Source organism: Acetobacter sp. P1H12_c, from assembly GCF_018811975.1.
In the GTDB taxonomy this organism is placed as follows: Bacteria; Pseudomonadota; Alphaproteobacteria; order Acetobacterales; family Acetobacteraceae; genus Acetobacter; species Acetobacter persici.
Window position 1 is genome coordinate 41,048 of sequence record NZ_JACRVR010000005.1, and the last position, 12,032, is coordinate 53,079.

Below are 12,032 nucleotides of genomic sequence, written 5' to 3' on the forward strand. Positions count from 1 at the left end.
CCCATGCATGATATCCGCGCCCTGCGCGCAGACCCTGCCGCTTTTGATGCCGATCTCGCCCGTCGCGGGATTGCCCCTGTCGCGCAGAAGCTTGTTTCATGGGATGAAGAACGGCGTCTGGCCCTGACGGCCCTGCAGGAAAAGCAGGCCCGCCGGAAAGCACTGGCGCGGGAAATTGGCGCGCTGAAACGCACTGGCGAGGATAGCAGCGCGCTGGAAGCTGAAGCCATTACCCTGCGTTCTGACATGGAACATCTGGAACTGCGGGTGGCGGATCTGGAAGGCCAGAGCAATGAGGTTCTGGCCAGCCTGCCCAACCGGCTTGACCCCTCCGTGCCGGAAGGCCCGGATGAAACAGCCAACGTGATCCAGCATGTCTGGGGCACGCGGCCGGACTTCAGCTTTACGGCCCGCCAGCATTTTGAACTGGGGGAAGCCCTTGGGCTGATGGATTTCGGCACGGCCTCCAAACTCTCCGGTGCGCGCTTTGTGGTGCTGCGTGGGGCGCTGGCCCGTCTGGCGCGTGCGCTGGGGCAGTTCATGCTGGACCAGCACACGGATGAAAACGGCTATGAGGAAACTCAGGTGCCCGTGCTGGTGAATGATGCCGCCATGTATGGCACGGACAAGCTGCCGAAGTTTGCGGATCAGTCTTTCCGCACGGAAGATGGTCGCTGGCTGATCCCCACCGCAGAAGTGCCGCTGACGGCTTCTGTTGCCGGGGACATTCTGGACGCTGCCACCCTGCCGCGCCGGATGACGGCACTCAGTCAGTGCTTCCGGAGTGAGGCTGGTTCTGCCGGGCGGGACGTGCGCGGGATGCTGCGCCAGCATCAGTTTGAAAAAGTGGAAATGGTTTCCGTCACCACGCCGGAAGAAAGTGAAGCCGAACATGAGCGCATGACGCGCTGTGCGGAAAGCATTCTGGAAAAGCTGGGTGTGGCCTATCGCCGGGTGCTGCTGTGCGCGGGGGATACCGGGTTTGGCGCAGCCAAGACGTTTGACCTTGAGGCATGGCTGCCGGGGCAGGCCGCATGGCGTGAAATTTCGTCCTGCTCGAACACGCGGGACTTTCAGGCCCGCCGCATGAATGCCCGTTTCCGCCCGCAGGGTGGTGGGGCACCGGTGTTTGTGCATACGCTGAATGGCTCTGGTCTGGCTGTCGGGCGCACGCTGATTGCCGTGATGGAAAACGGCCAGAATGAAGATGGCTCCATTACGGTGCCGGAGGTTCTGCGGCCTTATATGGGTGGCCTCGCAAAAATCGGCTAACCCGCCCCGTTAAACCTTAGGTTTTCTGAATTTTCTGACGCCGTGCTTTGTGAGGCCTGTTTAGCCTTTGCGGAGCACGGCGTTTTGTTGTCTGCTTCTTTCAGAGGCGGCCAGCGGCTTTCTGAAACGTCAGTTGCACCATAAAGCCAGTATTCTGCCCCGGTATGGGGGAGAACAGATCCATACGGATTGCCATTTGCCGGGCGATGGTGCGCGCAATGGCCAGCCCCAGACCGCTGCCCTCCGTGCTGGCATTGCCGCGTACAAACGGGTCTGTCAGCCGGTTGAGCAGATCCGGGGCGAGCGGTGCGCAGAGATTCTGGATTGTCACGCAGGCACCGTGTTCAAACACTGCAGCCTGACCGGAGGGGGCAGGGCCTTCTGCATGGCAGCAGGGTGGGAGGGCCGCCGTGGCGGTAACATGCACCTGTACGGCAGAGCCTTGCGGGCTGTAACGGAGGGCATTTTCCAGAAGATTACGCAGCAAAATCCCTGCGGCATCCAGATCACCCAGCACCTCCAGCGTGTTCAGAGCGCCCGTTTCAATCACAATACGCGGGGAGGCATGGTCTGGCCGGTCCAGTTCGTCCGCCACAACATGCAGGACAGGCAGCAGGTCAAACCGATCGCGCCGTAAGGCCGTGCCAGCCACCGCGCGGGAGAGTTGCAGGAGCTTTTCCACTGTCCGGCTCAGCCGGTGGATCTGGCTGATCAGCGTATCCAGCCGCTGGGTGGTATCTGCTGTGTTTGCTGGACGCGGCGTGTTGTGGGGGGTGGTGTTTGTATGTTCTGCCGCTGCGGATGCAGGGGATGTGTCTTGTGCCGCAGCGCGTAGCATCTGGGCTTGCGCCAGCAAAGCGGCAATCGGGTTGCGGAGTTCATGCGCGGCATTGGCGGCAAAAGCGCGTTCAGCAGAAAGGGCTTTTTGCAAACGCTCCAGAAGAGAATTCACCGCGACCTGAATGGCGGACAGTTCAACCGGCAACGCCAGTTCTGGCACAGGGGTCAGGTTGCCGCTGCCACGTTCACGAATCTCATCCTGCAACCGCACAAGAGGGCGCAGCCCCCGCCGCACAATCCAGATCACCAGCAGCCAGATACAGGGCACAGAACCTATAATGGGCACCACGGCAATCAGAATGGCGCGGTGTGTGGCCTGTGTGCGGTGCAGGCGTGGCTCCCCCACCAGAATAAACCGGTCGGTCTGCGCAGCCGGGGTCACATAAACCCGGAACTGCGGGAGCATGTAAAACCCGCCCGATAGCGGAACGCCAAACCGCTGTGCAGGCGCGTTGGAGGACCGCAGCAGAACATGGCCTGCGGTATCAGTAATCTGGTAAGCCAGAGACGTTGGTTTAATATCGGACAGATGCGCAACATCCTGCCCCGGTGCCTGCTGTTTGAGGGCCAGAACCGCAAATTGCAGCCGCTCCCCCACTTCCTGCAGGGAGTCATCCAGCCGTTCGGTAATTTCATATTTTGTAAAACCGGCTGTCATGAGCGTGACAATGGCAAGGCAGCCCACCACCACGCCTGTCACACCCCGGATCAGCCGTGTTGCCAGCCGCCATGGGCGCGCAGGTTTGGCTGCAGAGGCCGGCAGGGTGTGCGGGTCCGGGGTCTCTGGTGTGGCACCAGAAGAGTGTAACTCTGCGGCCATGGGTTTGGGATGGTGCGCAGAGGTGAGGGGTGGTGCGGATGTCATGCGCTGGCGGGCTGTTCAAGGCAGTAGCCACGGCCGCGCACCGTGCGGATAATGTCTGCACCGAGTTTTTTACGCACGCGGCTTACAAAAACTTCTATAGTGTTACTGCCAATTTCTTCTTCTAGATTATAAAGCGCATCTTCTATCCGCTCACGCGAGCAGATGGCGCCCGGCCTGCGCGCCAGCAGTTCCACCAGTGCCCATTCCCGGGCGGTCAGATCAATGGCCTGTCCGTCCCGCGTCAGGCGGGAGCGTTCAAGATCAATCTCGATATCGCCGACTTTCAGGCGATTATCCACCAGTGGCCGGTAGCGGCGGCCGACGGCGGTAATGCGGGCAACCAGTTCATCCAGATCATACGGTTTTGCCAGATAATCATCCGCCCCTTCGGAAAGTCCGGCAATACGGTCGCTCACCTGATCTTCCGCCGTGGTAATCAGCACAGCCAGCGGGGAGGGTGTCTGGCGGATTTCCCGTAGTAAAGTTCGCCCACTGCCGTCTGGCAGCCCCAGGTCCAGCAGCAGCACATCATACTGCACGGCGGCCAGAGCGGCGCGTGCATCTTCCAGCGTGGTAAACCAGTCTACCGTGTGGCCTGCCTGCCGCACCCGTTCTTGTACGGCTGCGCCCAGATGGGGCTCATCTTCCACAATCAGGATGCGCATAGGGGCTGGTATCCTCTTCCGGGCGGCTTTTGTCCTTCATAAAACGCGCATAGAGCAGAGGCAAAACAAACAAGGTCAGCAGAGTGGAGGTCACCAGCCCGCCAATCACCACACTGGCCAGCGGGCGTTCCACTTCCGCGCCGGCAGAGGCGGAAAAGGCCATGGGAAAAAAGCCCAGACTGGCGACAAGTGCAGTGGCCATCACCGGGCGGAAGCGTTCTCTGGCGGCTGTAAATCCGGCGCGGGCCGCGCCAGCGCCCCGGCGGCGGATCTGCTCCGCCGTGCTGACAAGCACCACGCCATTCAGCACCGCCACGCCAAACAGCGCAATAAACCCGATCCCTGCGGAAATGCTGAAAGGTAGTCCGCGCAGCACGAGCGCAAAAATGCCGCCGGAGGCTGCCAGTGGCAGATTGCAGAACACCAGAAGCGCCAGCCTGACGGTGCCAAGGGCTGCAACCAGCAGCAGGAAAATAAGGGTCAGGGCAATGGGCACGACAAGAGCCAGCCTTTTTGAGGCAGACTGAAGGTTTCTAAACTGCCCGTCCCAGCGCAGGGTATAGCCGTGCGGAAGCGGGACGGTGCGCTGTACGGTCTCTTGTGCGTCTGCCACAAAAGATGCCAGATCCCGCCCGCGCACATTGGCCTGTATGACAACACGCCGCCGGATATCATCGCGGCTGATACGCGGTGGCCCGTCCTGCTGGCGAATATCCGCAACCTGAGAGAGCAGCACCGTCCCGCGCCCGTCTGCGCGCGGAACCCGCAGCGTCGCGAGTGCGCTCAGGGAGCCAGTCCATGCCGGGTCTAGCTGGGCCTGCGTAGCGATAAGAGCGTTTTCCGCCGTCACGGGGCGGCCGATATGTCCGCCAACGGCTTCCACCATATCCAGAATATCCTGCACACGGACATTCAGGCGGCCAGCATTTTCCCGGTTGACGTCGATATGCACAAACGGCACTGCGCCTTCATCTTCCGCCATGACATCCGCCGCACCACGCACAGTGTTAAGCGCTTTGACAACCTGTTCCCCAAGGCCGGTGAGGGTTGGCAGATCATCCCCGAAAATAGAGATGGCAATGGGGGTACGCACGCCGGAGAGCAGATCATCCATGCGCATCTGCACAGGCTGGCTCCAGGAATACAGAGCATCAGGCAGGTTTTTTTGCAAAGAAGCATTCAGTGCCGTAACCAGTTCGGCCTGTGAGCGTCCGGTCATGGGCTGTCTGAGCAGAATGAAGCTGTCAGTTTCATTCTGGCCCATAGGGTCCGTCGGGATGGCGGCGGTGCCGGTATTGCTGACAACAGTTTCCACCTCCGGAAAACTTTTAATCAGCTTTTCCTGCTGCTGCACGGTATGCAGCACGGTGCTCAGCGAGGCAGAGGGCAGGCGCATGGCGTGCAGCGCCAGAGCACCTTCCTCCAGTTGCGGCACAAATTCGCTGCCCAGTGTCATGGCCAGCCCGGCGGCCAGCAGGCAGATGGCCAGACTGCTGCCAATCAGGAGCTTCGGCCTACGGGCACAGAGGGAGAAGAGGGGCTGATAGTGCCTGCGTAGCCATGCCATCAGGCGTGTTTCATGCGGAATATGGGCTGTCCGCAGAACGGATACGCACAGGACTGGAATCCACACCACGCAGTACAGCAGGGAGGCCGCCAGCGCCATAATGACGGTCTGCGCCATGGGGCGGAACATCCGGCCTTCAATACCCTCCAGTGTCAGCACTGGCAGATAGACCATGATGATAACAAGAATGGCGAAACTGACTGGCCGCATCACCTGCTCTGCGGAAGAGCGGACCAGTGCGCCAAACGGCGCATCAGGTTCCCGCAGGCGGCGGCTGAGGACGTGCTCGACCACCACCAGTGAGCTATCCACAATCATGCCGAAATCAATCGCGCCCAGACTGAGCAGATTGGCAGAAATGCCAAATACCCGCATGCCTGTCATGGCGCAGACCAGTGCAAACGGGATAACGGACGCAATAAGCAGGGAGGCCCGCAGATTGCCAATCACCGCCAGCAGAACTGCGACGACAAGTGCGGCGCCGATCAGCAGATTTTCACGCACCGTGGCAATGGTGCGGCTGGTCAGCATTGCACGATTATAAAAAGGATCGAGCGTGACGCCCTTTGGCAGCGACTGCGTGATAGCGGGCAGGGCGGCCCGGATGCCAGCCAGCGTGGCATCGGAACTCGCACCTTTTTCCATCATCACCACGCCGGTCACAATTTCTCCGCCACCATCACGGGTGACGGCACCCAGACGGGTGCGCGGCCCGGTGCTGATGCGGCCCAGATCCCGCAAGCGGATGGCCGTGCCTCCCGGCCCGGTTTTGACGGTAATGGCCCCAAAATCTTGCAGGGACCGCAAAAGGCCGCGCCCGGCCACCACCTGCTGTTCGGCATGGTGCTCAATCCAGCCGCCACCGGCTGCGGCGTTACTGGCATCAATAGCGCGGTACACATCCCCTACGGACAGGCCATAGGCCAGTAGGCGGGTCGGATCGAGCGTGATCTTCCAGGTTTCTTCAGCGCCGCCGCCAATATTGACCTCCGCCACACCCGGCACAAGTTTGAGTTGCGGGGCGACCGTCCAGTTCATCAGGCGGTTAAGCTCCATGAGCGATACGCCGGGCCCTTTAAGCTGAAACTGGAAAATCTCGCCCATGCCGGTTGTCAGGGGCCCCAAGGTCAGGGTGACGCCGGGAATGCTCAGCATGGCACGCGCCTGCGCCATGCGTTCGGTCACGCGGGTGCGGTCCAGATTGATATCGGACGTGTCCTGAAACTGGATATAAACCACCGAAACCCCGGAGCGGGAGACGGAGCGCAGGTCTTTTACACCCGGAATACCCGCCATGCTGCTTTCCACTGGAAAAGTAATCAGCTTTTCCACTTCTTCCGTCGCCAGACCGGGGGCAACGGCAGAAACCAGCACCTGCTGGGGGGAAATATCCGGCACGGCCTCCACCGGCAGACCGGACAGAACAAGACAGCCGCCCGCCATGAGCAGGACCAGAGAGGCCAGAAGCAGAAAGCGGGCCTGATTGAGTTTTTCAAAAATGCTGCGCACAGGCTCAGTCCGCATCCATACCGGGCAGGATCACCATGGCTTTGAGAGCCAGACTGCCATCACTCACAACCTGATCCCCCTGTTTCAGCCCCGACAGAACAAGGGTTGTGTCACTCTCTTCCATCCCGGTGTGGACAGGTGTGGGCTGAAAATGCCCCGGGGCTGTCTGCACAAAAACGACCGTCTGGCCGCCAATGTTCTGAATTGCCTGTGCCGGCACAAGCAGGCCTGTTCCTGTCTGCGTTGTTTGCAGAAGGCTGTTCAGCATCATGCCGGGGCGTAAATGCCCTGCCGGGTTGGCGACGCGGCTCAGCACACGCACCAGCCCGGTTGCCGGGTCTGCGGCAGTCTCAATGGTCGCAATGGTGGACTGCAGGGCCGGAGAAGACGGGGCATCACCCGGGGGCGGGAGGAATGTCTCCTGCCTGCCGCCGGGCACCAGCATCTGTGCATCCTGTGGCGGCACGTCGGACACAACCCAGACATGGGCCGTGTCACTCACTGTCAGCAGGGGCTGAGGGGGCGCGACATCAGCCGCGATCGCCGTTTCAACCTGCGTGATTGTGCCATCTACCGGGGAAATAATGGTCGAGGTTTCATCCTCGCCATGTTTTTCCGTGGGAGAGGTGTATTCTTCCTGTAAGCGATGCGCCAGCACACCCAGTTCAGCCTCATGGGTTGCAACCGCGTTCTGTGTTTCTTTCAGCACGGCTAGCCGTCTGCGCATTTCTCCAACAGAGACCGTCGTGCCCGCCAGCGCACGGGCGCGGTCATACGCGGCGGAGGCATTGGCCTGATCCGCTCTGGCGGCGGCAAGGGCGGCGCGTGTCTGCGCATCCTGCAGGCGAGCCAGATGGAGTGTGTGGTTCTGATAAGTTACGAGCGGTTGACCGGTTTTGACATTCTGCCCCGGAAGCACCAGCACAGACAGCACTTTCCCGTCCCCTGCTGTATGGAGGGTGACGGTGCGCGTTGTATCCGGCAGAACGCGGGCCATGGCAGGCGCCATATGCGCCAGTGTGCCCTGCGTGACCGGGACCACGCGCAGCCCCTCATTCCGGACCGCTTCGGCGGACAGGGTGAGGGGAGGGAGGCTGGTCTCTTCAGCCTGCGCACTGATGGGCAGGGCCGGAAGACTCAGCAAAGCGACAGCAAGAGATGTGATGATCAGGGCTGCCGGTTTTTCAAAAATAACTCTGGCTTTTTGCATGGAGGCTCTGCAGGACAAGGCATGAAAATAGGTGGGTTGAGCATGTTTGCTCATGGCATCGGCCCGCCGCTGCTGCGGGAAGCAGACACCATTTCAGGGATATGCAGTGCCTCGCCCGGTTGCCGGGTGTGGGGCATGTCCGGCTCATGCAGGGTTTCGCTCTCTGCCGAGGCGGGACCGGTTAACGGTCCGGGCTGGGTGGGGCGTGGTGTGGGTGTTTGTTCCAGTCCCGGCACCGCGCCTGCCGCAATCAGGGCGCGGAGAATGGCGCTATGCCAGAGGATTTCCGCGCGGTCTCTCACCAGATCAGCCATATAGGCTGCCTGCCGTGCCCGGAGGGCATCATCCAGAGAATTTTCCTGCAATTTCCATGACCGTTCCAGCAAGTCAGCCCGGCGGTCCAGTTGCTGTGCGGCGGTCTGAGCACTTTGCCGGGCCGCAGAGGCGGCGGCCAGACGCGCACGAATTTGCGCCAGTTCCTGCCGCACCATACGGCGGGCCAGTGTTTCCTGCGTTTCCGCCGCCGCCAGCCGGTTGCGGGCTTCCGCCAGCAGGGGGGCATTATGCACGGCACTGGGCAGAGGCATGGTGAAGTTGACACCAACGCGGTTATCCCACGGACTGCCATACTGTTTTTCATGAATGGCGCCCACACCAATCTCCGGGTTGGGCATAAAGGAGCGTCGTGCCAGCAGCAGATCCGCACGGGCGGCGGCACTTTCTTTCTGCGCCGCCCGCACTCGCGGGTCATTGTCTTCCACCGTATGCGCAACCAGTTTTTCTTCTGCACTTCCGGGTACAGAAAATGCCAGAAGGTCAGGCACAACCGGCGTGCCGAGCAAGGCAACCAGTCCGGCGTCTGTGGTCTGCGCCTCCTCCTGCGCCATGGCGGCATCCGTCCGGGCGGTAGCAAGGGCGGCTTCCGCCATTTGCTGGTCTGCCTGCGTTGTTTCCCCCACACGGGTTGCGCGCGACACTGTGGTGTTCAGCCGGGCCGCGGCAGAGGCAAGGGCCTGAGTGGTTGCAACACGCCTGCGGGCCAGCAGAGCCGCGGCGGAGGCATCCAGCAGGCGAACCGCCAGCGCCATATGCTCGGCACTGCTGCGTTCGGCAGCGGCTTCTGCATCGGCACGGGCCACTTTCCGGGTGGCATTGCCTTGCCCCGGTAGCCAGAGCGGCACACTCACGCCACCTTCATACGTGGTGTAGCCGAGGTTGGAGCCTACGGCATGGTCATCAAAATACGAACCGGAGAGGGACGGCCCTCCCGCAAACCAGCTTCCGGCGGCTCTGGCGCGGGCCTCTGCCGAGCGGCGGTTGGTGCCCAGTTCAGCCCGGCGCGGGTCCTGCGCCCAGGCCAGTGCGAGGGCATCGGGAAAGGAGAGGCGCTCACGCGGGGATGCGGTCTCACTGAAGGCGGCGGACGCCGTCTGAGCATAGACCGGGCGCAGAGTGCCGAGAGCCATCAGCAGAGCAAGGCAGCAGCGAGAGGCCTTCATCAGATATCCTACACCCCGGTCTGAACATGATGCGGCCCTCAACAGGCCCGGCACAGGCAGGCAGAGGGCGCAGAAACGTATGAGAAGCCTGCATACAGCCCGAACCTGACAGGAAGCTGAACATAGAGTGCCTGCCTTTTCTCAGCCTTATGGTCTTGTCTGTCTCCCATGTGGTCTGGCAGGGTCAGTCATGCGCGCGTTGCGCCGTATTCTGTCGTTGTCTGGTGAGGTTACACGTGCCCGGTAAACCGTATCTTTTTCTGGCGGTGGCCATTCTGGCTGAAGTGCTGGCGACGTCCTGCCTGACGGCATCGCATGGTTTTGAAAAGCGCCTGCCGGGTCTCATGAGTCTGGTCGGCTATGGGGTTGCGTTTTACTGTCTCTCGCTGCCCATCAAAACCATTCCGGTGGGTGTGGTCTATGCCATCTGGTCTGGCGTGGGGATTGTGCTGGTATCCCTGATCGGGGCACTGGTTTTCAAACAGTCTCTGGACGTGCCTGCCCTTGCCGGAATTGCGCTGATCATGGCCGGGGTGCTGGTTATCAACCTGCTTTCAAAGTCCGTCTGAGGTGGGTCAGACAAAGAAACAGGCTGACGCATTGTGCCAGCCTGTCTTGCCGTTATGATCCTTGCTGGTGGAGGAGATCAGAAAGACAAATCCTTCCCGTCGTCCTCATCATCGTCCTTCTCCGTTTGAGGAGTCTTTGTTGTCGGAGCTGGCTTTGCCGTATCATGCGGGAGAGAGACAGAGCCAATCCCATCAATCTGCTGTGTCAGAGACTGCGGCGTGCTGGTCAGTTTGACCGAGCCTGCTCCGTCAATAGAGATTTTGACACGCCCTGTCGGTCCGGCTTTGACAGATCCGGCACCGTTCATAGACACATCAAGGTCAGACAATGTGAGGTCAGACAGAGTGACCGAGGCCGCACCGTCAATGTTCAGTTTGAGGCTGTCCGTGTGGCCATGAGCTTTTACACTGGCGGCCCCGTTAATTGTGAGGTCAAGATGCGGCTGCTGGTAGTCCTGTAAATCAAGAGATCCAAAGCCATTCAGAACAATGGTGTTCAGAGCCGGAGCCGTTATCGTGATGGTCAGGGAACTGTTGTGCCACGCGCTATGCGGGCTTTTTGCAAGGTCCAGCGTGTTGTCCTGAAGCGTGACACGATCCACCAGTCTTTCTGACCCGCTGACAATAATGCCCGGCTTGTCTCCCTGTTTATAAATAATACGGGCCGGGAGATTGAGGGTCAGGTGGTTGCTGCCCTGCCAGTCAATCGTGCGGGTTTTCTCAGGAGTGGAGGATACGCTTACATCTGTAAACGTAATGTCTTTGTTCCACAGAACGACCGGCCCGCGAGAGGCCGCGGTGCCAAAGCACAGGGCAGACAGGGCTGCGCCCCCCAGTGCGATCATTGTAAGGCCACGGATCATGAGAGAAAATTCCTTATAACAGACACATCAGGAGGGGTTGGCGCGGGCCAGCAGGCGGAAATGGGCACGGCCATACCGCACAAGCAGATTGATGGAGCCGATGGTAAACAGCGCGCACAGCGCCATTAGAGACGCGCCGCCACTGGCCATACCGAGGGTGATCAGCACGCCCTGAAACCAGTCACCCTCAAAGCCGGGGATCATGTTGATCAGAGCAAGCGGGAGCAGGAGGCTGCCGGCCAGACAGACACAGATTCCCACGACAAAAAATGCAAGATCAACTGAGGCGATGGTCAGAAGCACGGGCCACACGACAAGAAGATCCAGCGCCACGAGCCCCAGAATCCCTATAATCGCGCCCAGCGCATTGCTTAGATTACGTTCGTCCTCCCACCGGCGAATGCCGGTTTCCGCCCGGACTTCCCGCGCCAGCCGGGCCGGGTCCCCCAGTGCGGCCGCAATGTCGGACTCAGAGCGTCCTGCCGCGCGGCCTTCATCAAAATGCGCGGTATATTCGGCGAGAATATCCTCAACAACAGAACGGGGCAGGCCTTTCAATCCTGCGCGTAGCTGGTCAAGGAACATCTGTCTGCTGTTCATGCCTGTGTGTTCCTTACGGTTTTCTGCACCGTCAGAGTGGTGGCGGGGGAGTGGGAGGTTTCGGGAGGTGTGGCGTGGGCTGCGTCATCAGATCCCAGAATGGCGTGCACGGCTTTTGTAAATGCGGTCCATGCCGTGCGCTGGCTGTTCAGGCTCTGGCGACCATTTTCTGTCAGTGTGTAGTATTTGCGGGGCGGTCCGGAGGGGGATTCCACAAAATAGGTTGAAACAAGGCCATCTTTCTGCATCCGCCGCATGAGCGGATAAATGGTGCCTTCCCCCATTTCAATGGCGTCAGACAGGCGGCTGGCAATATCATAACCGTATGAGTCCGCCCTGGAGAGAAGGGCAAGAACGCAGAGTTCCAGCACGCCTTTCTTGAACTGAACGAGGTTGGGTTCCACGGCTTTTCCTATTCTGCAAGCGTCTGTTCCGTGCGGTGTGCCGGGAGCAGACGACTCGCTGTTAGCTGTCGATAGCTATTCAATACAGAATGGAACCGGTTATTGCAAGGTAGTGGTTCAGAGAAAATTCATTCGTACCCTATCTTAAAAATTAGTATCGTTCTGTTAA

Annotated in this window: 10 protein-coding genes; 2 read left to right on the forward strand and 8 right to left on the reverse strand. The window is 60.3% G+C overall.

Translation table 11 applies throughout. From position 1 onward, the window contains the following. The first annotated feature begins 3 nt into the window (after positions 1 to 3). A complete protein-coding gene (gene serS, locus KP699_RS05305; RefSeq protein ID WP_215761870.1) occupies positions 4 to 1,272 on the forward strand; it encodes a serine--tRNA ligase in 1,269 nt (422 codons plus the stop codon). Between the two features lie 100 nt (positions 1,273 to 1,372). On the opposite strand, the gene KP699_RS05310 is transcribed toward serS, so the two are convergent. From KP699_RS05310 to KP699_RS05330, 5 genes are read right to left on the reverse strand one after another with little or no spacing between them, the layout of a single operon-like run. Then, complete coding sequence (locus KP699_RS05310; RefSeq protein ID WP_252346808.1) at positions 1,373 to 2,977, reverse strand: HAMP domain-containing sensor histidine kinase; 1,605 nt, start codon at positions 2,975 to 2,977, stop codon at positions 1,373 to 1,375. Then, positions 2,974 to 3,642 carry a response regulator transcription factor gene (locus KP699_RS05315; RefSeq protein ID WP_086654935.1) on the reverse strand — a complete coding sequence of 223 codons (669 nt, stop codon included), beginning with the start codon at positions 3,640 to 3,642 and terminating at the stop codon, positions 2,974 to 2,976. The genes KP699_RS05310 and KP699_RS05315 overlap by 4 nt, the downstream gene beginning before the upstream one ends. Continuing rightward, positions 3,617 to 6,718, reverse strand: coding sequence for a CusA/CzcA family heavy metal efflux RND transporter (locus tag KP699_RS05320; RefSeq protein ID WP_308164856.1), 3,102 nt, complete (start codon positions 6,716 to 6,718; stop codon positions 3,617 to 3,619). The genes KP699_RS05315 and KP699_RS05320 overlap by 26 nt, the downstream gene beginning before the upstream one ends. Before the next feature lie 4 nt (positions 6,719 to 6,722). Beyond that, complete coding sequence (locus tag KP699_RS05325; RefSeq protein ID WP_215761872.1) at positions 6,723 to 7,928, reverse strand: efflux RND transporter periplasmic adaptor subunit; 1,206 nt, start codon at positions 7,926 to 7,928, stop codon at positions 6,723 to 6,725. 50 nt (positions 7,929 to 7,978) lie between these two features. Further along, a complete protein-coding gene (locus KP699_RS05330; RefSeq protein WP_252346809.1) occupies positions 7,979 to 9,427 on the reverse strand; it encodes a TolC family protein in 1,449 nt (482 codons plus the stop codon). A 236-nt stretch (positions 9,428 to 9,663) separates the two neighbouring features. Between KP699_RS05330 and KP699_RS05335 the strand changes: the two genes are divergently transcribed. Beyond that, positions 9,664 to 9,996: a multidrug efflux SMR transporter gene (locus tag KP699_RS05335; protein WP_308164857.1), complete on the forward strand. Its 333-nt coding sequence runs from the start codon at positions 9,664 to 9,666 to the stop codon at positions 9,994 to 9,996. A 77-nt stretch (positions 9,997 to 10,073) separates the two neighbouring features. On the opposite strand, the gene KP699_RS05340 is transcribed toward KP699_RS05335, so the two are convergent. From KP699_RS05340 to KP699_RS05350, 3 genes are read right to left on the reverse strand one after another with little or no spacing between them, the layout of a single operon-like run. Next, the gene (locus tag KP699_RS05340; protein WP_215761874.1) at positions 10,074 to 10,859 is read right to left on the reverse strand and encodes a GIN domain-containing protein; all 786 of its coding nucleotides are present in this window, start codon (positions 10,857 to 10,859) and stop codon (positions 10,074 to 10,076) included. Between the two features lie 27 nt (positions 10,860 to 10,886). Continuing rightward, positions 10,887 to 11,459 (reverse strand): DUF1700 domain-containing protein, encoded by a 573-nt coding sequence (locus tag KP699_RS05345; protein WP_077931202.1) that lies wholly within the window; start codon positions 11,457 to 11,459, stop codon positions 10,887 to 10,889. Continuing rightward, the gene (locus KP699_RS05350) at positions 11,456 to 11,863 is read right to left on the reverse strand and encodes a PadR family transcriptional regulator (RefSeq protein WP_212355971.1); all 408 of its coding nucleotides are present in this window, start codon (positions 11,861 to 11,863) and stop codon (positions 11,456 to 11,458) included. Before KP699_RS05350 ends, KP699_RS05345 begins: the two co-directional genes overlap by 4 nt. Between the last annotated feature and the right edge of the window lie 169 nt (positions 11,864 to 12,032).